At 67.2% G+C, this 25,278-nt stretch carries 25 protein-coding genes and 2 tRNA genes; 11 read left to right on the top strand and 16 right to left on the bottom strand.

Features of this window, described 5'->3' with window-relative positions:
• Positions 1-8 precede the first annotated feature (8 nt).
• Positions 9-1,703, bottom strand: a complete 1,695-nt coding sequence (locus tag G9373_RS00620; RefSeq protein WP_133986847.1) for a DAK2 domain-containing protein — start codon at positions 1,701-1,703, stop codon at positions 9-11.
• Between the two features lie 236 nt (positions 1,704-1,939).
• On the opposite strand from G9373_RS00620, the gene rpmB reads away from it, so the two are divergent.
• On the top strand, positions 1,940-2,131 hold the full coding sequence (gene rpmB / locus G9373_RS00615; RefSeq protein WP_005240429.1) for a 50S ribosomal protein L28: 192 nt from the start codon (positions 1,940-1,942) through the stop codon (positions 2,129-2,131).
• 148 nt (positions 2,132-2,279) lie between these two features.
• Positions 2,280-3,068 carry an enoyl-CoA hydratase-related protein gene (locus G9373_RS00610; protein WP_007296866.1) on the top strand — a complete coding sequence of 263 codons (789 nt, stop codon included), beginning with the start codon at positions 2,280-2,282 and terminating at the stop codon, positions 3,066-3,068.
• A gap of 77 nt (positions 3,069-3,145) precedes the next feature.
• On the opposite strand, the gene G9373_RS00605 is transcribed toward G9373_RS00610, so the two are convergent.
• From G9373_RS00605 to G9373_RS00595, 3 genes are read right to left on the bottom strand one after another with little or no spacing between them, the layout of a single operon-like run.
• On the bottom strand, positions 3,146-3,823 hold the full coding sequence (locus G9373_RS00605; protein WP_206031438.1) for a uracil-DNA glycosylase: 678 nt from the start codon (positions 3,821-3,823) through the stop codon (positions 3,146-3,148).
• Entirely contained in the window at positions 3,820-4,341 is a 522-nt protein-coding gene (locus G9373_RS00600) for a gamma carbonic anhydrase family protein (protein ID WP_005561411.1), read from the bottom strand. Before G9373_RS00600 ends, G9373_RS00605 begins: the two co-directional genes overlap by 4 nt.
• A gap of 9 nt (positions 4,342-4,350) precedes the next feature.
• Positions 4,351-5,328 carry a thiamine-phosphate kinase gene (locus tag G9373_RS00595; protein ID WP_081276624.1) on the bottom strand — a complete coding sequence of 326 codons (978 nt, stop codon included), beginning with the start codon at positions 5,326-5,328 and terminating at the stop codon, positions 4,351-4,353.
• A gap of 180 nt (positions 5,329-5,508) precedes the next feature.
• On the opposite strand from G9373_RS00595, the gene G9373_RS00590 reads away from it, so the two are divergent.
• Positions 5,509-5,742, top strand: coding sequence for an Lrp/AsnC ligand binding domain-containing protein (locus tag G9373_RS00590; RefSeq protein ID WP_005240420.1), 234 nt, complete (start codon positions 5,509-5,511; stop codon positions 5,740-5,742).
• Positions 5,743-5,744: 2 nt separating this feature from the next.
• Positions 5,745-6,341, top strand: a complete 597-nt coding sequence (locus G9373_RS00585; RefSeq protein WP_005561414.1) for a DUF3515 domain-containing protein — start codon at positions 5,745-5,747, stop codon at positions 6,339-6,341.
• A gap of 19 nt (positions 6,342-6,360) precedes the next feature.
• Here the strand turns inward: G9373_RS00585 and G9373_RS00580 are convergent, their stop codons facing one another.
• The 3 genes from G9373_RS00580 to G9373_RS00570 all read right to left on the bottom strand — a co-directional run bounded on the left by G9373_RS00580 (position 6,361) and on the right by G9373_RS00570 (position 9,687).
• Complete coding sequence (locus G9373_RS00580; RefSeq protein WP_054246964.1) at positions 6,361-7,467, bottom strand: D-alanine--D-alanine ligase family protein; 1,107 nt, start codon at positions 7,465-7,467, stop codon at positions 6,361-6,363.
• A gap of 92 nt (positions 7,468-7,559) precedes the next feature.
• Entirely contained in the window at positions 7,560-8,684 is a 1,125-nt protein-coding gene (locus G9373_RS00575) for a cystathionine gamma-lyase (RefSeq protein WP_005561648.1), read from the bottom strand.
• A gap of 4 nt (positions 8,685-8,688) precedes the next feature.
• Complete coding sequence (locus tag G9373_RS00570; protein ID WP_005561650.1) at positions 8,689-9,687, bottom strand: NAD(P)H-dependent glycerol-3-phosphate dehydrogenase; 999 nt, start codon at positions 9,685-9,687, stop codon at positions 8,689-8,691.
• 149 nt (positions 9,688-9,836) lie between these two features.
• Here G9373_RS00570 and cofC point away from each other — a divergent pair, with 149 nt between their 5' ends.
• The 3 genes from cofC to G9373_RS00555 all read left to right on the top strand — a co-directional run bounded on the left by cofC (position 9,837) and on the right by G9373_RS00555 (position 13,802).
• Positions 9,837-10,559, top strand: a complete 723-nt coding sequence (gene cofC, locus G9373_RS00565; protein ID WP_005561652.1) for a 2-phospho-L-lactate guanylyltransferase — start codon at positions 9,837-9,839, stop codon at positions 10,557-10,559.
• 68 nt (positions 10,560-10,627) lie between these two features.
• Positions 10,628-12,832, top strand: a complete 2,205-nt coding sequence (locus tag G9373_RS00560) for an RNA degradosome polyphosphate kinase (RefSeq protein WP_005259445.1) — start codon at positions 10,628-10,630, stop codon at positions 12,830-12,832.
• Between the two features lie 34 nt (positions 12,833-12,866).
• Positions 12,867-13,802: an NUDIX hydrolase gene (locus G9373_RS00555; protein WP_005240406.1), complete on the top strand. Its 936-nt coding sequence runs from the start codon at positions 12,867-12,869 to the stop codon at positions 13,800-13,802.
• 103 nt (positions 13,803-13,905) lie between these two features.
• Here G9373_RS00555 and G9373_RS00550 read toward each other — a convergent pair whose 3' ends face one another.
• From G9373_RS00550 to leuC, 3 genes are all read right to left on the bottom strand, one after another.
• The gene (locus tag G9373_RS00550; protein WP_065490485.1) at positions 13,906-14,601 is read right to left on the bottom strand and encodes an HU family DNA-binding protein; all 696 of its coding nucleotides are present in this window, start codon (positions 14,599-14,601) and stop codon (positions 13,906-13,908) included.
• A gap of 158 nt (positions 14,602-14,759) precedes the next feature.
• Positions 14,760-15,368 carry a 3-isopropylmalate dehydratase small subunit gene (gene leuD / locus G9373_RS00545; RefSeq protein ID WP_005240402.1) on the bottom strand — a complete coding sequence of 203 codons (609 nt, stop codon included), beginning with the start codon at positions 15,366-15,368 and terminating at the stop codon, positions 14,760-14,762.
• Positions 15,369-15,395: 27 nt separating this feature from the next.
• The gene (gene leuC / locus G9373_RS00540; RefSeq protein ID WP_167113560.1) at positions 15,396-16,817 is read right to left on the bottom strand and encodes a 3-isopropylmalate dehydratase large subunit; all 1,422 of its coding nucleotides are present in this window, start codon (positions 16,815-16,817) and stop codon (positions 15,396-15,398) included.
• A 138-nt stretch (positions 16,818-16,955) separates the two neighbouring features.
• Between leuC and G9373_RS00535 the strand changes: the two genes are divergently transcribed.
• The 3 genes from G9373_RS00535 to G9373_RS00525 all read left to right on the top strand — a co-directional run bounded on the left by G9373_RS00535 (position 16,956) and on the right by G9373_RS00525 (position 18,463).
• Positions 16,956-17,657, top strand: a complete 702-nt coding sequence (locus tag G9373_RS00535) for an IclR family transcriptional regulator (protein ID WP_005240398.1) — start codon at positions 16,956-16,958, stop codon at positions 17,655-17,657.
• A 38-nt stretch (positions 17,658-17,695) separates the two neighbouring features.
• On the top strand, positions 17,696-18,214 hold the full coding sequence (locus tag G9373_RS00530) for a PPOX class F420-dependent oxidoreductase (RefSeq protein WP_005574162.1): 519 nt from the start codon (positions 17,696-17,698) through the stop codon (positions 18,212-18,214).
• A gap of 81 nt (positions 18,215-18,295) precedes the next feature.
• A complete protein-coding gene (locus tag G9373_RS00525) occupies positions 18,296-18,463 on the top strand; it encodes a DUF5302 domain-containing protein (RefSeq protein WP_167113557.1) in 168 nt (55 codons plus the stop codon).
• Positions 18,464-18,524: 61 nt separating this feature from the next.
• On the opposite strand, the gene G9373_RS00520 is transcribed toward G9373_RS00525, so the two are convergent.
• The 4 genes from G9373_RS00520 to G9373_RS00505 all read right to left on the bottom strand — a co-directional run bounded on the left by G9373_RS00520 (position 18,525) and on the right by G9373_RS00505 (position 21,210).
• Positions 18,525-18,597, bottom strand: a tRNA-Glu gene (locus G9373_RS00520).
• A gap of 76 nt (positions 18,598-18,673) precedes the next feature.
• Positions 18,674-18,745, bottom strand: a tRNA-Gln gene (locus G9373_RS00515).
• Between the two features lie 142 nt (positions 18,746-18,887).
• Positions 18,888-20,363 (bottom strand): glutamate--tRNA ligase, encoded by a 1,476-nt coding sequence (gene gltX, locus G9373_RS00510; protein ID WP_005574164.1) that lies wholly within the window; start codon positions 20,361-20,363, stop codon positions 18,888-18,890.
• 73 nt (positions 20,364-20,436) lie between these two features.
• Complete coding sequence (locus G9373_RS00505) at positions 20,437-21,210, bottom strand: fumarylacetoacetate hydrolase family protein (RefSeq protein WP_005574166.1); 774 nt, start codon at positions 21,208-21,210, stop codon at positions 20,437-20,439.
• 115 nt (positions 21,211-21,325) lie between these two features.
• On the opposite strand from G9373_RS00505, the gene G9373_RS00500 reads away from it, so the two are divergent.
• Positions 21,326-22,570: an MFS transporter gene (locus G9373_RS00500; protein ID WP_120659266.1), complete on the top strand. Its 1,245-nt coding sequence runs from the start codon at positions 21,326-21,328 to the stop codon at positions 22,568-22,570.
• Here the strand turns inward: G9373_RS00500 and G9373_RS00495 are convergent.
• Positions 22,567-23,577: a 3-isopropylmalate dehydrogenase gene (locus G9373_RS00495; protein ID WP_005573989.1), complete on the bottom strand. Its 1,011-nt coding sequence runs from the start codon at positions 23,575-23,577 to the stop codon at positions 22,567-22,569. The two genes, G9373_RS00500 and G9373_RS00495, sit on opposite strands and share 4 nt — an antisense overlap.
• 71 nt (positions 23,578-23,648) lie before the next feature.
• Complete coding sequence (serA, locus tag G9373_RS00490) at positions 23,649-25,244, bottom strand: phosphoglycerate dehydrogenase (RefSeq protein WP_005264744.1); 1,596 nt, start codon at positions 25,242-25,244, stop codon at positions 23,649-23,651.
• Positions 25,245-25,278: the final 34 nt, after the last annotated feature.

Genomic DNA, 25,278 nt, shown 5'->3' with positions numbered 1-25,278 from the left:
CGAATTCCTCATTCCACCCCGAGTTGCAACAGATCTCCAGGTTGTCCACCGTGGTAGATCATCACCTCGACGCCGGGGTGCCGCTGCGAGATGTGATCGGCCAATTCCGTGTCCAGCCCCTCCGGCGCCTCCGACCCCATCAGGAGCGTCACCAGTTCGCCACCCGCGCCGAGGACGAGGTCGACGAGCCGCCGTCCGGCCGCGACCGCGTCCGGTTCGATGACGATCACCTCGTGACCCATCAGTCCGATCCCGTTGCCCGGTTCGCAGGTGCCCACGTAGGTGAGGGCCCGTTCCCGGGCGATGCGCAACGATCCCCAGCGGGTGGCGGCGGCCGCCTCCGACATCGCGAACGCGTCGTCCACCGCCTCACGCTCGGGGTCGTGCACCGCCAGGGACGCGAGTCCCTGCACCATCGCGGACGTCGCGAGCAGCAGGACCTCGTGGCGGGCATCCCTCGCCGCGGCACTGACCGCGACGAGTTCCTGGGCCGTCAGCGCGCCGTTGGGGAGGACGAGCACCTCGGTGCGTCCCATCTGTCTGATGATGCCGAGAAGCTGGGCCCGGGTGACGGGGGCGTCATCGCACCGGAGGACGGTCGCGCCTTCGCTGGCGAACAGTTCGGCGGCGCCGTCCCCGGCCACGACGGCGACGATTCCCCGCTCCCCCTGATCCGGCCGGGTCCGGACCGGTGGAACGAGCAACCCCTGGTCCCGCGCATCCACGAGGAAGCTGCTGACCCGGATTCCGTGGATGCGTCCCGCCGACAGTCCGGCCTCCACGGCGGCGCCCGCGTCCGTGCAGTGCACGTGCACCGACCAGCCGCCGCCGCCGTCGCCGACGATCACGATCGAGTCCCCGAGGGCGTTCAGCGTGGTGCGCAACTCCCCCATGCGGTCCTCGTCGGACTCCGCGACCAGGTACATCACCTCGAAGTCCTGATCCGAGCCCTCGTCGCAGTCGGGTCCGGGTCCCGGATGCGCATGCGGGCCCTGCGACGCGGGCGGCGCGACAACGGGGACGGGCTCTGCGCGATGCGTGGACGGGGTGCGGCGCGGAACGTGGAGCGCGATCGGTGCGCGATCCGGCGGCGCACCCGTCACGGCCGTGACGAGAGCGTCGAGGATCACCACGAGGCCGAGTCCTCCCGCATCGACGACGCCCGCGGTGCCCAGCACGTCGAGTTGCGACGGCGTCCTGGTGAGCGCGGACGCCGCCGCATCCGCGGCTGCGCGTGCCGTGACCGCGATCGGCGCCTCGTCCGGGAACTCCGCCGCCGCGTCGGCCGCGCAGCGCAGCACGGTGACGATGGTGCCCTCCACCAGGTAGCTCACCGCGTCCGTCACCAGATTCGTGGCCATCAGCAGTCCGGTCCGGACCGTCCGGGTGTCGACGGCGGAGGTGACGGCCGCTTCCGCGACCCCTCGCAGCACCTGGGACAGGATCACTCCGGAATTCCCGCGCGCGCCGGCGACCGCGCCCCGAGCCAGGGCGATGGCAACCTGCCGGACGTCCTTGGTGCCGCTTGCAGTGCCCGCGTACTCGTCGATCGCACCCAGCGCCGCCCGCATGGTGAACAGCAGGTTGGTACCCGTGTCGGAGTCCGGGATCGGAAAGACGTTGAGGCTGTTGATCTCCTCGCACCGCTTTTCCAGACCCGCGACGGCGGTCCGCGCCCACGATTCGAGGACTCGACCGTCCATCGGGAGCTCAGGGGCCACTGTCGTCCTCTCCGGCCAGGGGAATGGGAAGGTGCCGTCAGACTAGTCGGGGGAAGATGATCGGGCCCGCGGTCCGAGCCCTTCGGGACCGGGTTTGGCCAATCCGCACTCGAGCGGCTACTCTTGCACGGTTGCCTCGTACAGGGCGCGCTTGCTGTGCCCTGTCTCCACGAGGCCAGCAAATTTCACAGTTCACTATCTTGAAGGAGTTCGCGACTATGGCTGCCGTCTGCGACGTATGCGCCAAGGGGCCCGGCTTCGGTAAGTCGGTCTCGCACTCGCACCGGCGTACCAACCGTCGCTGGAACCCGAACATTCAGACTGTTCGTGCCGAGGTTGCCCCCGGAAACACCCGGAAGGTCAACGTCTGCACCTCTTGCCTGAAGGCTGGAAAGGTTGCTCGGGGCTGACCCGACGCTGCGTGCGATGTCACTGCGCCCCCGACACTTCGGTGTCGGGGGCGCAGTTTTTTATGCCGCCGCACCTTGTCCGATTCGGCATCGTCGCAGCGCATCGGGGCACGTCGGGCACCGGCAGGGGCCCACGTAAGGTGCAACGGTGACTTCTCTCGATGGACTCAGCAAAGTACAGCTCGAAGACGGCGTCCTGCGCATCACGATCGCGACGGCGGAGAACGGCACCTCGCTGGACGGCGAGGGCATGGTGCAGGGTGCCCGGGCACTCGAAGCGGTCGGTGACCGAATCGGCAGCGTCCTCCTCGTCGGGGAGGGCCCGAACTTCTGCGCGGGCGGCAACGTCCACGCCTTCGCGTCCGCACCGGTGCGAAGCGAATACGTCGCCGAGGTGGCGCGCGTGTTCCACGAATTCGTTCGTGCGCTCGACGCCGTGACCGTTCCGGTGATCGCCGGTGTGCACGGGTGGGCTGCGGGCGCCGGTATGAGCCTTGTCTGCCTCACGGACGTCGCCATCGGCGGCCCGGGCACCAAGCTGCGCCCGGCCTACCCGTCCATCGGCTTCACCCCGGACGGCGGCATGTCCTGGACCCTTCCGCGCATCGTCGGCGACGCTCGCGCGCGCGAGATCCTGATCACCGACGCCGTTCTCAGCGGTGACGAGGCCGTCCGCCTGGGCATCCTCAGCCGCCTCGTCGGCGACGACGTCGTTCAGGACGAGGCACTCCGGCTCGCCCGCACGCTCGCTGCCGGCCCGACGCCGTCCTTCTCGGGGATCAAGACGCTCGTCCGCGCCTCCCGATATCGCACGCTCGCCGAGCAACTCGACGCGGAGGCCGCGTCGATCGCCACCGCGGCCGACAGCCCGGTGGGACGCGAGGGCGTCGACGCCTTCGTCGAGAAGCGGCGTGCCGACTTCTCGTCTGTGCAGTGAAGCGGCGTGCCGACTTCTCGTCTGTGCAGTGAAGCGGCGTGCCGACTTCTCGTCGGTGCAGTAGGGAGATTCGCCGATTACGGCAGCTGCCAGTTCACCGGCTCGGCACCCAGTCCGTCGAGGAGTTCGTTCGCCCGGCTGAACGGTCGCGATCCGAAGAATCCGCGCGACGCGGACAACGGTGAGGGGTGGGCCGACTCGATGGTCGGCACGTCGCCGAGCATCGGTTTCAACGTGGACGCGTCCCGGCCCCACAGAATTGCGACGAGGGGTTCGGGGCGCGCCACGAGAGCGCGAATGGCCTGCTCGGTCACCGCTTCCCAGCCCTTCTTCCGGTGTGAGGCCGGGAGTCCGGGCTGCACGGTGAGAACCCTGTTCAGCAGAAGCACTCCCTGGCGCGACCACGGGGTGAGGTCCCCGGTGGTGGGTGTCTCGTAGCCGAGGTCCTTGCTGTATTCGGTGAAGATGTTGCCGAGGCTGCGCGGCACCGGGCGCACGTCCGAGGCCACCGAGAAACTGAGACCGACCGCGTGCCCGGGTGTGGGGTACGGGTCCTGACCCACGATCAGGACCTTGACCTCGGAGAACGGGTGGGTGAACGCCCGCAGGACGTTCTCTCCCGTGGGGAGGTACTCACGCCCGTCGGCGATTTCCGCGCGCAGGAACTCGCCCATCTCCGCGATCCGCCCGGACACGGGTTCGAGTGCGTCTGCCCATCCGGCCTCGACGAGGTCCGACAGCGGCGCCGCCATCAGTCGAGCCTGCGCAGCGAGTCGCGGTAGTAGGCCGCGTTCGCGGCGTACATCTTCACGTTCATCGCGAGGTGCCCCTCGGGAACCTCGTAACCCTGCCGGATCTTCGCGGGGACGCCGAGTGCCATGCTGCGCGGTGGAACCTCGAACTTGAACGGAACGACGGCGCCGGCTCCGACGACCGAACCGGCACCGATGACCGAACCGTTGAGCACGATCGATCCGGACGCGATCAGGCAGTGGTCGCCGATCGTGGATCCTTCGATGTGCGCGGCGTGACCGACGACGCACCCCGAGCCGATGACGGTGGGATCGACCATCGTGCAATGGATCACGGTGCCGTCCTGGATGTTCGTGTCGGCGCCGACGGTGATGGTGCCGTAGTCGGCGCGGAGCACGGCCTGTGGCCACACCGAGGTTCCTGCCGCCAGGGTCACGTTCCCGATCACCACGGCGTCGGGATGGACGTAGGCGTCCGGATGGATGTCGGGTTCGCGGTCCCCGAGCGCGTAGATAGCCATGCGTGCAACCTATACCGAGAAGCTCTGCCAGCCGCCGGCCCCCGGCCAGGTCTCGCCGTCGACCGAGATGCCGGACCCGTCGTGCACCGCGCCGATCGTCGTCCACCCCGCGGGGAGCGGGACGTCGGCAGGAAAGCTGGCGGCGAAGCCATGGTCCTCTCCCCCGGTGAGTACCCATTCCCAGTGGTCGGCGCCGAGAAGCTTCGCCGCCGCCACCAGTTCGGGTGAGACGGCCATGTGGGATCGGGTGAGGGACATTCCGACGCCGGAGGCGTCGCAGATGTGACCGAGATCGGCGAGGAGCCCGTCGGAGATGTCGGTCATGGCGTGGGCGCCCCCGTCCGCGGCGGCCCAGGCGGCGGAATACGGTGGAGTGGGGACACGATGTGCGGCGAGAAGATCCGGGAAATCCGAGGACCCGCCGAGCAGCAGCGCGAGTCCGGCCGCCGACCGGCCGAGTTCGCCGGCCACCGCGACGACGTCGCCCGGCAGCGCGCCAGACCGCCGGATCGGGCTCCTGCCACCCAGATCACCGAGGACGGTGACGGAAATCACGACCTGCCCGGCCTGCACGAGATCACCGCCCACGACGCCGGCCCCGAGTTCCTCGGCGCTCTCCCCGATTGCCGCCGAGATGCCGTCCGCCACGTCGATCGACGTGTCCGGCGGCAGGCCGAGGGAAACCAGGAAAGCGGTGGGGCGCGCCCCCATCGCCGCGACGTCGGCTGCGTTCTGTGCCACCGCCTTGCGGCCCACGTCTCGCGGGGACGACCAGTCGAGCCGAAAATGCCTGTCCTGCACCAGCATGTCGGCGGACACCGCCACCCGGCCGTCGGCCGCCCGGACGAGGGCGGCGTCGTCGCCGGGGCCGATCAGGGTGGACAGGGGCTGCACCCGTCCCTCCACCGCTCGGCCGATCACGGCGAACTCGCCGACGTCGGCGACGGTGAGGGGCGGGTTCGGGTCCGGGGAATCCGTCGGTGTGATGGTGTGCCTCCAGTGTCGGGTGGCCCGGGCAGCGGCCGTGGGTCCGGTCGACGGGATGTGCGACTGCGGTACCTTTTAGCTGTTGCCGGGACTTCTCGGCACGTGACCGATCAGCGCGCCGAAGCACCCGCGACTCTACCGAGATCATGCGGCGCGGAGCAGGGAAGGGCCGGAGCGAGAGTGCAAGCGTTCATCCTGATCCAGACCGAAGTCGGCAAGGCCGCGGCGATCGCGACCGAGATCGCGAAGATCACCGGAGTCCGGACCGCCGAGGACGTGGTCGGACCGTACGACGTCATCGTGCGGGTGTCCGCCGACGATGTCGCCCCCGTCGTCAAGGAGATCCGTCAGGTCTCCGGCATCACTCGCACCCTCACCTGCGACGTCCCCGAAAAGTCTGCGAACAAGAACTGAGCATGTCCGACCTCGAACCCGAACAGAACGCCCCCGCCGGCAACTCCGACCCGGTTCCCGGGGAGCGGCGCAATCCCGCACTCATCGCGACGGCCGTTGCGCTCCCCGTGGCCCTGGTCATCGGCATCGTCGTCGCGGCGGTGTTCGCCGGCCGGAACCCGGTGAAGGAACCCGTGTCGCTGGGCCCCGTGCCCGCGCCCGCATCCGGCTCCGCGGAGTGCGCCACCCTGATGGCGGGCCTTCCCGAGGCTCTGGGCGACTACACACGCGCCGAACTCACCGAACCCGCTCCCGAGGCGACCGCCGCGTGGCAACCGGCCGAGGGCGAACCACTCGTCCTGCGTTGTGGTCTGGACCGCCCCGCGGAGTTCGATCAGGCTTCGCCGCTGCAGGTCATCGACGGAGTTCAGTGGTTCGAGATCTCGGGCGCGAGCGCCGGAATCGACGCGAGCAGCTATTTCGCCGTCGACCGCGGCGTGTACATCGGACTCACGGTTCCCACCGGGGTGGGACCGACGCCGCTTCAGGACATTTCCGGTGCGGTGTCGCAGGCGTTGCCGCAGCAACCCCTCGATCCGGCGCCCGTGGCGAATCCCTGAGCGCCGGACCGCGATTTCTCTAGCGGAGACCGACGCCGCGCGCAAGGGCGGTGTCGACCAGGGTCGAGACGAGGGCGCCGTAGTCGACGCCCACCGCACCCCACATGCGCGGGTACATCGAGATCGACGTGAATCCGGGCATCGTGTTGATCTCGTTGATCACCGGGCCGTCTTCGGTCACGAAGAAGTCCACCCGCGCGAGTCCCTGGCAGTCGAGCGCGGAGAACGCGCGCACCGCGAGTTCACGGATCTCTTCGCTGACCGATTCGTCGAGTTTCGCGGGCACGTCGAACTCGCACACGTCGTCGAGGTATTTGCTGTCGAAGTCGTAGAACGCCTCGTCGTCGCCTGCGCCTTCCGGCATCCGGATCTCGGCGATGACGCTGGCCCGCACGTCGCCGTCCGGGAACTCGAGGACTCCGCACTCGACCTCGCGGCCGACGATCCCGGATTCGACGATCACCTTCGGGTCGTGCAGACGGGCGTGGGTGATGGCGTCGTCGAGCGCGGCCCACTCGGCCACCCGGGTGATGCCGATCGAGGATCCGCCGCGGGCCGGCTTCACGAATACCGGGAGGTGGAGGCGGGACTTCTGTTCGTCGGTCAGCGTGGCGGTGCCGGGGCGCAGGACGACCTGGTACCCGATGGGCAGGCCTTCCGCGGCGAGCAGCTTCTTCGTGAATTCCTTGTCCATACCGGCAGCGCTGGCGAGCACGCCGGGACCGACGTACGGGACACCTGCGAGTTCGAGCAGGCCCTGGATCGTGCCGTCCTCGCCGTAGGCGCCGTGCAGGACGGGGAAGACGACGTCGACCGAGGCCAGGATTTTGCCCGCTTCGCCGTCGTCGAGGGCGACGAGGTCACCGGACCGCGTCGGGTCGGCGGTGAGGGCCAGTGCGGACCCGTCGGCATCGACGCTGGGCAGTGCCCGGCCGCGGATGGCCAGCGTCTCGGGGTCGGTGGAGCCGAGAACCCACGAGCCCTCGGTGGTGATGCCGATCGGCACCACCTCGTACCGTTCCGGGTCGAGGTTCCTCAGGACGCTTCCGGCCGACACACAGGACACGGAATGCTCGTTGCTGCGGCCACCGAAGATGACGGCTACCCGGGTACGCGGTTTACTCACGACACAAACCGTACCGTCGCCGTGACCCGCTCACCGCACCCACCTCTCCTCATATTTCCTTCGCCGACCTCACGACACGTCGGGTGCCGCACTCACAATGCGGACAGGGCTTGCTCGAGATCGGCGACGAGGTCTTCGGTGTCCTCGATTCCACACGAGATCCGCACGAACCCGTCGGGCACGGGGTCACCCCACCGGGCCCGGCGGTCGGCGCTGGTGTGGATGCCGCCGAAGCTCGTCGCAGGCACGAGGAGCTCACTTCCGGCCACGAGTCGGTGGAACTGTTCGGCGGAGTCCACCTCGAAGCTCACCAGCCCGCCGAATCTACGCATCTGACCGGCGGCGACGGCGTGCGCAGGATCTTCGGGCAGCCCCGGGTACCGGACACGGTGAGCCGCCGGGTGCGACTCGAGCAGGGCCGCGAGGGCCAGGGCGTTGGCGCACTGCCGCTCGAATCGCAGACCGGCCGTCCCGAGACTCCGGTGGGCGAGCCACGTCTCGAACGGCCCCAGCACCGTGCCCGACAGCGCCCTCTCGCGTTCCATTCCGGCCAGGAAGTCGGCGTCCGACGCGGCGATGTACCCCATGAGGAGATCACTGTGACCGCTCAAAGTCTTTGTGCCGCTGGCGACTACCACGTCGGCGCCGAGTTCGAGCGGCTGCTGGCCGAGTGGGGTGGCGGTCGTGTTGTCCACCACGAGAACGGCGCCCGCGTTGGCGCACTGCTCGGACACGGTGCGCAGATCCACCACGTCGAGGGACGGGTTGGCCGGAGTCTCGGCCACCACCACCGTCGTCCCCTCGGCGGACGCCAGCAGTGCGGCGGCCGCCTCGCCGGCCATGTCGGCGGTCCGCAGTTCGTGCACGGTGATGCCCATCGGCTCCAGGCGCTCCCGCGCGTACGCACGCACCTGGTAGTAACCGTCGGACGGAACGACCACGGTGTCACCGGCGGTGAGCAGACTCCGCAGCACGACGGTGACCGCCGACATCCCGGAGCCGACGACGAGTGCGCCCGCGGCGCCCTCGAGCGTCGCCAGCGCCGATTCGAGGTCGCGCCACCCCGGATTGGAGGCACGCGCGTAGGTGTCGGACTCGGTTCCCTCGTCCGCGCTCAGCTGATAAGGCGCAGCGAAAACCGGCCCCCTCTGCATCGGTGAGCCGGGAACATTCTCTGCGGCAACGGCTTTGACGCAGCGGGTGGAATCACCACTCACGAGTTCACTCCGGCTTCGTGCGGCGGCCGAGCAGCTGACCGATCGCGTCCTGCACCACGAGGCCCTCGTGGCACACCCGGTGCACGGCATCGGTCAACGGCATCTCGACGTCGTAACTGGCGGCGAGAGCCCGCACCGACGAGCACGATTTGACGCCCTCGGCGACCTGACCGTGAGTGGCCGCCTGGGCACTCTCGATCGAACCACCCTGGCCGAGGCGTTCACCGAACGACCGATTGCGCGACAGGGGCGACGTGCACGTCGCAACCAGATCACCCACTCCCGCGAGACCCGCGAGGGTGGCAGGTTTCGCACCGAGCGCTACTCCCAGCCGGATGATCTCGGCCAGACCGCGAGTGATGATGCTCGCAATCGTGTTCTCTCCCAAACCGATTCCCGACGCCATACCGCAGGCGAGGGCGATGACGTTCTTGCAGGCGCCGCCGACCTCGCACCCGATGACGTCCGAATTCGTGTACGGACGGAAGTATCCGGTGGCCGAAGCCTTCTGCAGTTCCAGCGCCCGCGTCGAATCCGTGCACGCGACGACCGTCGCCGCCGGCTGACCGATCGCGATCTCCCGGGCCAGATTGGGCCCGGACAGGACGGCGACCCGCCCCGGGTCTGCGCCGGTGACCTGGATGATCACCTGACTCATCCGCATGAGGGTGCCGGTCTCGATGCCCTTGGCGAGGCTCAGGAGGGTGGCGTTCTCGGGGATCATCGGACTCCAGACCTGCAGATTGTCGCGCAGGGACTGCGACGGCACCGCGAGAACGACGATGTCGGCGCCGTCGAGTGCGGCCCGCGCGTCGTCGGTGGCGGTCAACGACGGAGGCAGGGCGATGCCCGGCAGGTAGTCCGTGTTCTCGTGCCGCGACACGATCGATTCGGCGACCTCACCGCGTCGCGCCCACATGGTGACATCGGTCCCGGCGTCGGCCAGGACCTTCGCAAATGCAGTCCCCCATGAACCCGCTCCCAGTACCGCAGCCTTGCTCACACAGCCCCCTCGTCGTTCGTTACCCGATGCGTCGCCCACAGTATTGCCGATGCCGAGGTCGAGCGCCGCCCCGCCACCGAACTCGTTCGCTGCTCAGCGGCGACCGGGCGTCCGCAGCACCACCCCGCGCGGGCTGGCAAGATGTCCGCATGAGCACAGCGACCCGATCCGTGGCGCCGCGCGCGCACGTACTCGTCGCCGTGAAGGAACTCCACGCGGCCAAGACGCGGCTGTCGGGTGTCTTCGACACGGACGACCGCACCGGACTGGTGCTGTCGATGCTGCGCGACACCCTCGCCGTCGTCAGCGATGTCGCGACGGTCGTCGGTGTCACCGTGGTCACGCCGGACCCCGCGGTGGCGCGGCTCGCACGCAGCGTCGGCGCGCATGTCTACGCCGACCCCGCACCCGTTTCCACCGAAGACCGGCCGGACGAGGCCGGCACCGAGCACGGTCTCAACGCGGCGCTGTCGGCGGCGGCCGAGCACGTCCGCAGCAACGAGCGCGGAGTCGACGTCGTCGCACTCCAGGCCGATCTTCCGTCTCTGCGCGGAGGTGAATTCGGTGAAGCACTCGCCGCGGCGAGAACCGGCGGCAGGTCGGTGGTCGTCGACCATCACGGCACCGGAACCGCCGCACTGTTCTCCTGCGACCCGGAAATTCCGCTCGATCCCCGGTTCGGACCGGGATCGGCGAAGCGGCATCTCGAATCGGGGGCCCGTCCCCTCGACGGGCACTGGCCGGGTCTGCGGACCGACGTCGACACCGCCGACGATCTCGATGCCGCGCAGGCTCTCGGCGTCGGACCTGCGACGCGTGCCGCACTCGACGCGCTCGAACACACCGCCCCCTCGCGCTGCGGAAACGAGTAGGCAACGCACCGCGTGTGAATTTGCCCCATCGATTGTCCGCGGCCGAATTCTCGAGGGATGATCGTGGGGTGAGTAACCGAGAAGCACTCGACCAGCAGACCGACGTCGACGGAAAGAACGGAACCCGCGACGGCATCGTCACGGCGAATCCCACGAACGTTCCCATGGCGCCCCCCGCTGCCACGAGTGCCCTCACGAGCGCACTGACCGACGGACTCCCCGAAGATCGTTACCTGAACCGCGAACTCAGTTGGCTCGATTTCAATGCCCGGGTTCTCGCCCTCGCCGAGGACACGTCGCTGCCGCTGCTCGAACGCGCCAAGTTCCTCGCCATCTTCGCGTCCAATCTGGACGAGTTCTTCATGGTCCGCGTCGCCGGACTCAAGCGCCGCGACGAGACCGGGCTTTCCGTGCGGTCCGCCGACGGCCTCTCCCCCCGCGAACAGCTCTCGCTGATCGCGACCCGGACCCAGGAGATCTCGGAGAAGGCCGCACGGGTCTTCCTCGACTCCGTTCGTCCCGCGCTTGCCGCCGAAGGGATCTCCATCATCGGATGGGACGATCTCACCGACGACGACCGCGAGCGCCTGTCCGTGCATTTCCAGGACCAGATCTTCCCCGTACTCACTCCGCTCGCCGTCGACCACGCCCACCCGTTCCCGTACATCAGCGGCCTGAGTCTCAACCTCGCGGTGACGGTGAAGGATGCGGTCACCGGTGGCGAACACTTTGCGAGGGTCAAGGTTCCGGACAACGTGGGCCGGTTCGTCCGCGTCCGCCGCGACGAGACTCCCTCCTCCATCGACGCGTTCCTGCCGCTGGAAGATCTGATCTCCGCTCACCTCGACATGCTGTTCCCGGGCATGGAGATCGTGGAGCACCATGCATTCCGGATCACGCGCAACGCCGATTTCGAGGTCGAGGAAGACCGCGACGAAGATCTGTTGCAGGCGCTCGAGCGTGAGTTGGCCCGCCGCCGCTTCGGTTCACCGGTGCGACTCGAGGTCGCGGACGACATGACCGAGCACATGCTCGAACTCCTCCTGCGCGAACTCGACGTCGATCCCGGCGACGTCATCCAGGTACCCGGACTGCTGGATCTGTCGTGCCTCTGGCAGGTGTACGCGGTCGACCGACCCGCCCTCAAGGACGCACCGTTCGTCCCGGCAACGCATCCCGCGTTCGGCGAGCGCGAAACGCCCAAGAGCGTCTTCTCCACTCTCCGCGACGGCGACGTCCTGGTCCACCACCCGTACGACTCGTTCTCCACGAGCGTCCAGCGCTTCATCGAACAGGCCGCGGCCGACCCCCAGGTTCTGGCGATCAAGCAGACTCTCTACCGCACTTCGGGCGACTCCCCCATCGTCGACGCGTTGATCACCGCCGCCGAGGCGGGCAAACAGGTTGTGGCACTGGTCGAGATCAAGGCGCGATTCGACGAGCAGGCGAACATCAAGTGGGCCCGCAAGCTCGAGCACGCGGGTGTGCACGTGGTGTACGGACTGGTCGGGCTCAAGACCCACTGCAAGACGTGCCTCGTCGTCCGTCGCGAAGGGTCCACCATCCGGCGTTACTGCCACATCGGCACCGGCAACTACAACCCGAAGACCGCCCGGCTCTACGAGGACATCGGCCTGCTCACCGCGGCACCCGAGATCGGCGCAGACCTCACCGACCTGTTCAATTCCCTCACCGGCTACTCGCGGAAGACGCAGTACCGCAACCTCCTCGTCGCGCCGTACGGTGTGCGCCGGGGAATCATCGAGCGGATCGACGGTGAGATCGCGCACAAGCTGCGGGGCGAGGACGCCGGAATCCTGCTGAAGGCCAACGCCTTGGTCGACGAACAGGTGATCGACTCGCTCTATCGCGCATCCAAGGCCGGTGTGCCCGTCGATATCGTCGTGCGTGGCATCTGCGCCCTCAAGCCCGGAGTTCCCGGCCTGAGTGAGAACATCCACGTCCGGTCGATTCTCGGACGTTTCCTCGAGCATTCCCGCGTCTTCCATTTCCGCGGCGCCGACGAATTCTGGATCGGCAGCGCAGACATGATGCACCGCAACCTCGACCGGCGCGTCGAGGTCATGGCGCAGGTGAAAGATCCTCGACTCACTGCTCAGATAGGCGAGATCATCGATTCCGCGCTCGATCCCGTCACGCGGTGCTGGGTGCTCGGGGCCGACGGCCGGTGGGTTCCGTCGCCTGCCCACGGCGAGGAGGTTCGCGACCACCAGGAGGCCATGATGCGCAAACGAATGGGCACCGGATCCTGATCGCGGCGAATCCGCGGAAGAAGGAAGGAACTCGGTGAGCAGTTCACCCGGCAAACCGGTCAAAGCCAATATCTTCGCCGCGGGCGCCGTGCTGTGGCGAAAATCTCCCGGTAATCCCGACGAGATCGAGATCGCGCTCATTCACCGGCCCAAATACGAGGACTGGTCATTTCCCAAGGGAAAGCTCGACCCCGGCGAGACTGCCGTGGTGGCCGCACTGCGTGAGGTGGAAGAAGAGACGGGAATTCGCGGGCGTCTCGGCCGGCATCTCGGCGCGTTGACGTATCCGATTCCGGGCCACCGCCGATTGAAACGTGTCGAATACTGGGCGGCAGAAGCCCGTGCCGGCGAATTCGTCTCCAACAGCGAAGTGGACGAAATGCGGTGGCTTCCCGTATCCGAGGTCGCCGATCAGCTGTCGTACCCCATGGATCGCAAGATGCTCCGTCGATTCACGGCTCAGCCACCCGACACCGCGACCGTGCTGCTGGTCCGGCACGCCAAGGCTGGAAGCCGGAAACGGTACAAGGGTGACGACACCACCCGGCCCCTGGATGCGAACGGCCAACTCCAGGCCGAAGCGCTCGTCGCGCAGCTCGAGGCGTTCGGAGCCACGGACATCACGTCGGCCGACCGGACGCGGTGCACACAGACGGTCGAGCCGCTGGCACGCGCGTTGGACACGACCGTCCGGTTGGATCCGCTGCTGTCCGAGGAGAGTTACACCGCCGACCCGGTGGCCACTCGCACACGGGTCCGCAAGATCGCCGCTCTCGGCGGAGTTCAGGTGATCTGCAGTCAGGGTGGCGTCATTCCCGATCTGCTCGACTGGTGGGCGGAGATCGACGGCATCGCGCTTCCCCCGGCGCGGAACCGAAAGGCGAGCACCTGGGTGCTCTCGCTGTCCGGTGGCAAACTCATCGCCGCCGACCATATCGACAGTCCGCTGCCTCCCACCCGGAAGGACTGAGACCCGCCGACCGGAGTTCACCGGGACACCAGGCGAACACAGACAGGCGCCAACCCCCAGGGTCGGCGCCTGTCTGTGTTCGGGCAGTCCTGTGTGCGCTGTATTACTTGGCGCGCTTCGCGGGAGCCTTCTTTGCTGCGGTCTTCTTGGCTGCAGTCTTGGCCGGAGCCTTCTTTGCTGCGGTCTTCTTGGCAGCCGTGGTCTTGGCCGGAGCCACCTTCTTCGCCACGGTCTTCTTGGCAGCCGTGGTCTTGGCCGGAGCCTTCTTGGCTGCAGTCTTCTTGGCAGCCGTGGTCTTGGCCGGAGCCACCTTCTTCGCCACGGTCTTCTTGGCAGCCGTGGTCTTGGCCGGAGCCTTCTTGGCCGCAGTCTTCTTGGCGGCCACGGTCTTGGCCGGAGCTGCCTTCTTGGCTGCGGTCTTCTTGGCAGCCGTCTTCTTGGCAGCAGCCTTCTTGGCGGCGGCCTTGGTGGCGGGTGCCGCTGCACCGCGCTTGACTGCCGGACCGGTGGCCGGAAGCTTCTGGCCGCCAGCGATAACCGCCTTGAACTGAGCGCCCGGACGGAACGCCGGCACCGACGTCGGCTTGACCTTGACGGTCTCACCCGTGCGCGGGTTACGTGCGACACGTGCCGCGCGACGACGCTGCTCGAAGACACCGAAACCGGTGATGGTCACGCTGTCGCCGCGGTGCACTGCCCGGACGATCGTGTCCACGACATGCTCGACAGCTTCCGTTGCCGTGCGCCTGTCCGTGCCCAGTTTCTCGGTCAGAACATCGATGAGCTCTGCCTTATTCATTGAAATTCCTCCGCGAACTAATGGTCCATCATCGGACCGACTACGAACTACGGTAAACCTGAATACCGCAGGAGTCTATGTGCCACGCCAATTCTCATACAACGCGGCACCATTCTCAGGAACTTATTATCTGGGAGACAGGGCTCCGATTCCAACTTTCAGTCGGCCGGAGTGGGCTCCGGAAGAGTCGCAGGTTTCCAAGAAGGCCTTGACTTTTCGAACTCGGAAATGGCTTCTACCTGCCGCAATGTCAATCCGATGTCGTCCAGACCCTCGATCAGACGCCATCGCGTGTAGTCATCAATCGCAAAGGGCACCACGGTGGTTCCGGCCGTCACAGTCTTGTTCTCGAGGTCGACAATCAATTCGAGACCGGGTTGCTCGTCGAGCAACTTCCAGAGCAGTTCGACGTCCGACTGGGCTACCTGAGCGGCCAGCAGACCGGCCTTGCCGGCGTTGCCCCGGAAGATGTCCGCGAAGCGAGACGCGATCACGACCCGAAATCCGAAGTCGGATAGCGCCCACACGGCGTGCTCCCGGGAGGAGCCCGTGCCGAAATCGGGCCCGGCCACCAGAACGCTGCCCTTGTCGTACGGGGCGACGTTCAGAACGAAGTTCGGATCGTTCCGCCACGCGGCGAACAGACCGTCCTCGAAACCGGTGCGGGTCACTCGTTTCAGGTAGACCGCCGGAATGATCTGGTCCGTGTCCACGTTGGATCGCCGCAGCGGAACGCCGATACCTTTGTGTGTGCTAAAGGATTCCATCGAAAAATCTCCTAAATTCCTTGGGTCCTAGGCCAGATCTGTCGGCGCGGACAGTGTTCCCCGGACTGCGGTCGCGGCGGCGACCAGCGGCGAAACCAGGTGAGTCCGGCCGCCCTTGCCTTGACGGCCTTCGAAATTGCGGTTGGACGTGGAGGCCGAACGCTCGCCGGGCGCGAGCTGATCCGGGTTCATCCCGAGGCACATCGAGCACCCCGCCTGCCGCCATTCGGCGCCCGCGGCGGTGAAGATCTCGCCGAGACCCTCCTTTTCGGCCTGCGCGCGCACGCGCATCGAGCCCGGCACGATCAGCATCCGGACCCCGTCGGCGACGTGGCGGCCGCGCAACACGTCGGCCACGGCCCTCAGATCCTCGATCCGGCCGTTGGTGCACGAACCCACGAAAACTGTGTCGATCGCCACCTCACGCAACGGAGTTCCGGCTTCGAGACCCATGTAGGTCAACGCCTTCTCCGCGGCGTGACGCTCGCTCTCGTCCACGATCTCGGCCGGATTCGGCACGGCCTCGCCGAGCGGCAGGCCCTGCCCCGGGTTGGTGCCCCAGGTCACGAACGGCGTCAGCGAGCTCGCGTCGATGTGGACCTCGTTGTCGAAAACCGCGCCCTCGTCGGTCTTCAACTGCTCCCAGGCCTCCACCGCGGCGTCCCAGTCGGCACCCTTCGGCGCGTGGGGTCGTCCCTTGATGAATTCGTAGGTGATCTCGTCGGGGGCGATCATGCCTGCTCGCGCACCCGCCTCGATGGACATGTTGCAGACGGTCATCCGCGCTTCCATCGACATCTTCCGGATCGCTTCGCCGCGGTACTCCAGGACGTAACCCTGGCCTCCACCCGTTCCGATCTTCGCGATGACAGCCAAAATGAGATCTTTACTCGTCACGTCTTCAGGCAATTCGCCGTCGACGGTGATCGCCATCGTCCGGAAAGGACGCAACGACAGCGTCTGCGTCGCCATGACGTGTTCGACCTCACTGGTGCCGATACCCATCGCGAGCGCGCCGAACGCGCCGTGGGTGGACGTGTGGCTGTCACCGCACACCACGGTCATGCCGGGCTGGGTGAGACCGAGCTGGGGTCCGACTACGTGGACGATGCCCTGATCGATGTTTCCCATCGGGTGCAGCCGGACACCGAATTCCTCACAGTTGCGCCGCAGCGTGTCCACCTGGGTCTTGGAGACGGGGTCTGCGATCGGCTTGTCGATGTCGACGGTGGGGACGTTGTGGTCCTCGGTGGCGATCGTCAGGTCGGGCCGGCGCAGTGGGCGCCCCGCCAGCCGGAGTCCGTCGAATGCCTGCGGACTCGTCACTTCGTGAACGAGATGCAGGTCGATGTAGATGAGGTCGGGGTTGTCTCCCTCACCCCGGACCACGACGTGGTCTTCCCACACCTTCTCTGCCAGGGTGCGTGCTTTCTCCGCCATCTTCTCCACCTCTGTGTGTCTTCTCGCACCGCGGGCTTCGGGCCGGTCCGCCGTGCGCCTGATGTCGTTACCCTCTTCCCGGACACGCACTCGACGTGAGGCGAAGGTGCGCTATGATCCCAGTATGCGAGAAAGTGGTATCGACCTATGAGACAGCATAGCGGCATCGGGGTCCTTGACAAAGCGGTGGGCGTGCTGCATGCCGTGGCCGAGAAGCCCTGCAGCCTCACCGAACTGTGCTCGCGCACCGGACTCCCCCGCGCCACCGCCCACCGGCTGGCCGTCGGGCTCGAGGTCCACCGCCTCCTGACCCGCGACTCCGACGGGCTGTGGTGCCCCGGTCCCGGCCTCGCCGAACTCGCTGCAACGGCTAACGATCCGCTCGTCTCGGCGGCGGCGCTCGTCCTTCCGCGACTGCGCGAGATCACCGGTGAGAGCGTGCAGCTGTACCGCCGGGAGGGCACGCAGCGCATCTGTGTGGCGGCGATGGAGCCGCCCACGGGCCTCCGCGACACCGTTCTCGTCGGGGCACGACTGCCGATGAGCGCCGGCTCGGGTGCCAAGGTCCTTCTCGCCTGGGCCGACCCACAGACTCAGCGCGCGATTCTTCCCGACGCGGCGTTCGGCGAACGCGTGCTGCTCGAGGTTCGCAGACGCGGCTGGGCGCAGAGCGCCGCCGAGCGGGAACCCGGTGTCGCCAGTGTCGCCGCACCCGTACGGGATGCCGGCGGCGCTGTCATCGCAGCGATTTCGGTGTCCGGACCCATCGACAGAATGGGCAGGCGCCCCGGCGCCCGGTGGGCGGCCGACCTGCTCGCCGCCGCGGAGGCGTTGCACAAGAGACTCTGACCACTCACGACCGCCGTTCACCGCGACAGGAGAAGCCGATGGGGAAGAACCAACGATCGCAGATCACGATGACGGATTCGGAGATCGCCGAATTCGTGGATCGGAGCCGGATCGCCACGCTCGCAACGGTGGCAGCGGACGGCAGACCTCATCTGGTCGCCATGTGGTACGCCGTGATCGACGGCGAGATCTGGTTCGAGACGAAGTCGAAATCGCAGAAGGCGGTCAACCTGCGCCGTGACGATCGGGTCACCGTCCTGATCGAGGACGGCCAGACGTACGACACCCTGCGCGGACTTTCCATCGAGGGCCGGGCGGAGATCGTGGAGGACCCGGACGCGATGTTCGCGGTCGGGGTCAGCGTGTGGGAACGCTACACCGGGCCCTACACCGACGATCTGCGTCCCGCCATCGATCAGCTGCTGTACAAGCGGGTTGTCGTGCGGATCGTTCCCGAGCGCATCAGGAGCTGGGATCACGCCAAGCTCGGCATGCCCGCGATGCCGGTGGGCGGGACCACGGCCGCGTACCTGGAGACGGCCGACCGCCGCGCCTGATCCCGGGCAGAAAAACGGGAGCATTCTCGGTGCCCTCGGCGTAGCTTCACAGAGTGAACCGACTACCCGAGGGAGTTCACCATGACTGACGCCAGTAGCGAGGACACGAAAAAGAAGTTCCGCGAAGCACTCGAGCGGAAGAATCATCAGGCCGGGCTGTCCACCGATCACAAGGACGGACATTCCAAGGCGCACGAGGCCCACGGGCCTGCCGACCACAAACGCGAATTCCGCCGCAAGACCGGATAAACGACACATCGTCCGGATAAAGAGAAACACCCTCCAATTTCTTGGAGGGTGTTTCTTTTTGTAGCCCCGACGGGATTCGAACCCGCGCTACCGCCTTGAGAGGGCGGCGTCCTAGGCCGCTAGACGACGGGGCCAGGAACTTTGTCTTGCTTTGGAAGCTCAGCAAGCATAGCTTCCAGAAGTTCGGAGTCAAAATCGGCCGAACTTCCGCTGGGGTACCAGGACTCGAACCTAGAATGGCGGTACCAGAAACCGCTGTGTTGCCAATTACACCATACCCCAATGGCCGTTCTCGAACCGCTGAGCTTCTGGGCTCTGCGGCCCGCCTCGGGCCGAAGAAGAGATTACCAGCCTACTGCCGGGATTTACCAAATCGTATGGTCAGAGGCTATTTTTGCACCCTTTTCGGCCCGAGAGCGGCGTTCTAGCCGGCGATGCCGGCCCGCGCAGAGCGCAGCCGGGACAACGAAACGTCGCGTCCGAGCAGTTCCATCGATTCATAGAGCGGCGGGCTGATGTGCGAGCCCGTGACGGCCACCCGCACCGGAGCGAACGCCTTACGTGGCTTGAGGCCCAGTTCGTCCACGAGAGCGGTCTTGAGGGACTCTTCCAGTGAGGCCGCATCCCACGCCTCGACTGCGTCCAGCGACGCGAGGGCGGCGTCCAGTACGGGTGCGGCGTCGGCGCCCAGGTTCTTGGCAGCGGCGGCAGGATCGATCGCGAAGTCGGCCTCGTCGACGAACAGGAACTTCAGCAGATCCCAGGCGTCGGACAGGACGACGATGCGCGTCTGAACCAATTCGGCAGCGGTCGCGAAGACGGACTCGTCCACGGTCTCCCCGAGATGGCCGTGGAGCGTCAGGAACGCGCGCAGCCGCGCGGCGAAATCAGCGGGCTCGAGCAGCCGGATGTGCTCGGCGTTGATCGCGTCGGCCTTTTTCTGGTCGAACCGGGCCGGATTGGAATTGACCTTGGAGATATCGAAGGCGGCGACCATCTCGTCCAGCGAGAACACGTCGTGGTCGTCGGAAATACCCCAGCCCAGCAGCGCCAGGTAATTCAACAGTCCCTCGGGGACGAAACCGCGATCGCGATGGATGAAGAGATTCGACTCGGGGTCGCGCTTGGACAGTTTCTTGTTGCCCTGCCCCATGACGAACGGCAGATGCCCGAACTTCGGAGTGAACTCGGCCACGCCGATCCGCTGCATCGCCTCGTAGAGGGCGAGCTGCCGCGGCGTCGACGACAGCAGGTCCTCGCCGCGTAGGACGTGTGTGATCTTCATCAACGCGTCGTCGACGGGGTTGACCAACGTGTACAGCGGAATCCCGTTGCCGCGGGTGAGGGCGAAGTCGGGAACGGTTCCGGCCTTGAACGTCGTCTCGCCGCGCACGAGGTCGTCCCACGTCAGGTCGTGGTCCGGCATCCGGAGGCGGACCACGGGTTTGCGGCCTTCGTCGAGGAACGCCTGCCGCTGCTCCGGTGTCAGATCACGATCGAAGTTGTCGTAGCCGAGCTTGGGATCGCGGCCGGCCGCCTTGTGCCGCTCCTCGACCTCCTCGGGTGTCGAGAACGACTCGTACGCCTCGCCCGCCGCGAGCAACTTCGCGACGACATCCAGATGCAGGTCCCGTCGCTGGGACTGGCGGTAGGGCTCGTACGGTCCCCCGACCTCCGGGCCCTCGTCCCAGTTCAATCCGAGCCAGCGCAGCGCGTCCAGGATCGCCTGGTACGACTCCTCGCTGTCACGGGCAGCATCGGTGTCCTCGATGCGGAACACGAACGAACCACCGTTGTGTCGGGCGAACGCCCAGTTGAACAGGGCGGTTCGGACGAGCCCCACGTGCGGGGTTCCGGTGGGCGACGGGCAGAAACGGACGCGAACTTCGCTTGTGGTCATGGCTCACTTGGGTCGACGCTGGGAAAACGGACTCCTACAGGCTAGTCCGCTCCCGATTTCGACACGAGAGCCGTCAGCGCTTGGCAGTCACCGGGTTGGTGAGGGTGCCGATACCACCGATGGTCACGCTCACGCTCTGACCGTCGACGATCGGACCGACGCCTTCCGGAGTGCCCGTGAGGATGACGTCGCCCGGGAGCAGCGTCATGACAGCCGACACCCATTCGATGATCTTCGGAATGTCGTGCAGCAGAAGCGAAGTGTTGCTCGACTGCTTCACCACCCCGTCCACCTCGGTGGTGATGTCGACGTCGGAGGCGTCGAGCCGGGTCTCGATCCACGGTCCCAGTGGGCAGAACGTGTCGTGCCCCTTCGCCCGCGTCCACTGCCCGTCCTGGCGTTGGTGGTCACGGGCCGACACGTCGTTGGCGGCCGTGTACCCGAGCACCACGTCGAGAGCCTTGGCGGCGGGCACGTCCTTGCAGGGGCGTCCGATGACGACCGCGAGTTCTCCTTCGTAATGAACTTCATTGGAGGACTTCGGCAGGACGATGGCGGCGTCGGGGCCCACGATCGAGGTGTTGGGCTTGAGGAAGATCACAGGATCGGCCGGCGCCTCTCCCCCCATCTCGGCGGCGTGGGCGGCGTAGTTCTTTCCGATCGCGACGACCTTGCTCGCGAGGATCGGTGCCAGCAGTCGCACATCGGCGAGCGGCCAGCTCCGGCCGGTGAAAGTGGGGGTGCCGAACGGGTGCTCGGCGATCTCCTTCGCGATCCGGGACTCCTCGTCCCCCTCGATACTGACGAACGCAACACCATCGGGACTTGCCACTCGACCAAGACGCATGGCGCCGAGTCTATCGGCCCCGGTTCACCGCCGTACCGGGACGCCGCGGGACGCGGGGTATAGACTCCACACGATCCCCAATATATGAGAATTCAATCCTAGATATTGAGATGACATGACCGCATCGATCGACACGCCGTCCGCCGTCGGAACTGCCCGCAGATGGTGGATGCTCACCCTCGGGATGTTCGCCCAGGCCGCACAGGCGGTCTTCGTCAACGGCGTCGCCTTCCTGATCCCCGAACTCCAGGAGAACCACGGGCTCAGCCTCGCCCGCACCGGGCTCCTCGTCGCCGCACCCACCCTCGGAGTCATGCTGACGCTGATCGCGTGGGGCGCCCTGGCCGACCGCTACGGCGAACGCCGAGTGCTGGCCGCCGGAATGGCGGCCACGGCGGCCGCGGGAATCGGCGCGACCCTGTCCGGATCGCTCACGGCCACCGCGGCCTTCCTGCTGCTCGGCGGCATGGCGGCGGCCTCGGCGAACGCCGCGAGTGGGCGCGTCGTCGTCGGATGGTTCCCGCCCGAGCGCCGCGGACTCGCGATGGGTATCCGGCAGATGTCGCTGCCGCTGGGCATTGCCTGCGCTGCGCTGACGCTCCCCTCGGTCGCACACGACCACGGCATCGGATGGGCGCTCGCGCTGCCCGCCGCCCTGTGCGCGACTGCCGCGCTGGCCTGTGCACTCTGGGTGGTCGATCCGCCCAGGCCGAGCCGAAGCGCCGCGGAGGATCTCGGCATGCTCGCGAATCCGTATCGCGACAGCGGCACTCTGTGGCGCATCCACGCCGTCTCGGTGCTGCTCGTCGTGCCCCAGTACACGGTATGGACGTACGCGCTCGTGTGGTTGATCTCCGAAAGGCATTGGGAAGCAACGGCGGCAGGCCTGATCGTGACAGTCGCCCAGATCCTCGGCGCATTCGGCCGAATGGGAGTCGGTTTCTGGTCCGACGTGGTGGGCAGTCGCATGCGTCCGCTTCGCTGGGTCGCCGTCGCAGGCGGAGTGTCGATGGCGGCGCTCGCCGTGACGGATGCGATGGACTCGCCACTGGCGATCGCGGCGCTGTTGGCAGCGTCCGTCGCGACCGTGGCACCGAACGGCCTCGCCTTCACCGCCGTCGCCGAGATCGCGGGTCCGTTCTGGGGCGGACGCGCGCTCGGCGTTCAGAACACCGGTCAGTTCGTCGCGGCCTCGATCGTTCCCCCGGTGTTCGGCGCACTGATCGGAATCGTCGGCTTCCCGGTGACTTTCGCCATAGCTGCGGGATTTCCGGCCGCCTCGATACCACTGATCCCCGTGGCCCGGTCCGAAGACCGGGCCACGGGGATCGAGGGAGACAAGATCGAATCGCGGTCCTAGAGGGCGGCGGCGATCCGGTCGCCGACCTCCGACGTGACGACCTTCGAGTCACCACGGGACGCCAGATCGGCCTCGACGGCAGCTTCGATGCGCGCAGCATCGCCGTCCCTGCCGACGTGACGCAGCAGCAGCGCCGCGGACAGGATGGCCGCCGTGGGGTCCGCGATCCCCTGGCCGGCGATGTCCGGGGCGCTGCCGTGCACCGGCTCGAACATCGACGGGTTGGTCCCCGACGCGTCGATGTTTCCCGACGCCGCCAGTCCGATGCCTCCCGTGACCGCACCCGCGAGGTCGGTGATGATGTCGCCGAACAGGTTGTCCGTGACGATCACGTCGAAGCGCGACGGATCGGTGACCATATAGATGGTGGCCGCGTCGATGTGGCAGTACGCCGTCTCCACGTCCGGGTATTCGGCGGACACCGTCTCCACGGCACGCGTCCAGATCGCACCGGCGTTGGAGAGGACGTTCGTCTTGTGGATCAGGGTGACGTGCTTACGCCGGGTCTGCGCGAGCGCGAACGCGTAACGCACCACCCGCTCGGCACCGAACCACGTGTTGATCGACACCTCGGTCGCGATCTCGTGCGGGGTGCCGACGCGGATCGCGCCACCGTTACCGGTGTACGGCCCCTCGGTGCCCTCGCGCACGACCACGAAATCGATGTCCGGCTGCGCCGCGAGCGGCGACTTCGATCCCGGATAGAGCTGCGACGGACGCAGATTCACGTGATGATCCAACGCGAATCGCATGTTCAGCAGCAGACCCCGCTCGAGCACACCCGGCGTCACCGACGGGTCGCCGATGGCGCCCAGCAGGATCGCGTCGTGCTCGCGGATCGCCGCGAGATCGGCGTCCGGGAGGAGTTCCCCGGTGGCGTTGTATCGACGGGCACCGAGGTCGTACTCGGTGGTCTCGAGATCGGGTACGAGCTTCCGCAGCACCTTCAACGCCTCGGCCGTGACCTCGACACCGATGCCGTCACCCGGAATGACCGCAAGCTTCATGAACGCCTCACTTCACATAGAGCTGTGCGCGTGCCACGACAACGGGGGTCGTGACACGCGCACAGTGGGGATTAGGCCAGGTTGACGAGCTCGATCTTGGTGGCGCCGACGGCGGTGGAGATCGCGTCCCGCACCTCGCTCGGCACCTCCCGGTCGACGCGGAGGAGGATGGTCGCACCCTCGCCTTCGGCGTCCTGGCTGAGCTGCGCAGCCTGGATGTCGATGCCGGCATTGCCGAGCTGCGTGCCGATCTTGCCGAGCGCGCCGGGCTGATCGGTGTAGTTGACCACGAGGTTGAGACCCTCGGCGCGCAGTTCGAAGTTGCGGCCGTTGATGTTGACGATCTTCTCGACCTGCTGGGGGCCGGTCAGCGTGCCCGAGACGTTGATGACACCGCCGTCGCCGAACACGGCGCGCAGGTCCACCACGCTGCGGTGGTTGGGGCTCTCGGCGGCCTTGGTGACCTCGGCCGTGACGCCGCGCTCTTCCGCGAGTGCGGGAGCGTTGACGAACGTGACCGCGTCCTCGATGACGGCGGAGAACACACCGCGCAGAGCCGAGAGCGCGAGCACCTCGACGTCCTCGGAGGCGAGCTCGCCGCGCACGTCGACGGAGAGGTTGACGGGCAGTTCACCCGACAGGGCGCCGATGAGCACACCCTGCTTGCGGACGATCTCGAGCCACGGGGCAACTTCCTCGCCCACCGCGCCACCGGACACGTTGACGGCGTCGGGAACGAAATCGCCTGCGAGAGCGAGCAGTACAGACTTCGCGACGTCGGTTCCGGCGCGGTCCTGAGCCTCGCTCGTGGACGCACCGAGGTGCGGCGTCACGACGACCTCGGGCAGGTCGAACAACGGGCTGTCGGTGCAGGGCTCGGTCTCGAACACGTCGAGGCCCGCGGCGCGCACGTGACCCGACTTGATGGCCTCGGCCAGCGCGGCCTCGTCGATCAGGCCGCCACGGGCAGCGTTGACGATGACGACGCCCTTCTTGGTCTTCGCCAGGTTCTCCGTGCCGAGCAGTCCCTTGGTCTCGGGAGTCTTGGGGAGGTGCACGGAGATGAGGTCGGCGCGCTCGAGCAGTTCGTCGAGGGTGACGAGCTCGATGCCGAGCTGCGCGGCACGGGCGGCCGACACGTAGGGGTCGTACGCGATGACGTGCGTCTCGAACGCGGCGAGACGCTGCGCGAACAGCTGGCCGATGCGGCCGAGGCCGACGACGCCGACGGTCTTGCCGAAGATCTCGACACCGTTGAATTTGCTGCGCTTCCATTCGCGGTCGCGCAGGGTGGCGTCGGCAGCGGGGATCTGGCGGGCGGTGGCGAGCATCAGCGCGACGGCGTGCTCGGCGGCCGTGTGGATGTTGGACGTCGGGGCGTTGACGACCATGACACCACGCTCGGTGGCGGCGGGTACGTCGACGTTGTCGAGACCGACGCCGGCGCGGGCGACGATCTTGAGCTTGGTACCGGCCGCCAGGACCTCGGCGTCCACGGTGGTGGCGGAACGGACGAGGATCGCGTCGGCCTCGGGCACCGCCGCGAGCAGGGCCGGTCGATCAGGTCCGTCGACCCATCGCACCTCCACACCGTCGCCCAATGCCTCGACGGTGGACGGCGCGAGCTTGTCGGCGATCAGAACTACAGGACGGCCTGGCTGGCTCACGTGCAAACTCCCTGAGTAGGTGGGTGTGGGGGTG

This window comes from Rhodococcus sp. A14, assembly GCF_011603105.1.
Lineage (GTDB): Bacteria > Actinomycetota > Actinomycetes > Mycobacteriales > Mycobacteriaceae > Rhodococcus_F > Rhodococcus_F opacus.
The sequence above is the reverse complement of the archived record's forward strand: the minus strand, read 5'-3'. Positions and strand labels throughout refer to the sequence as shown.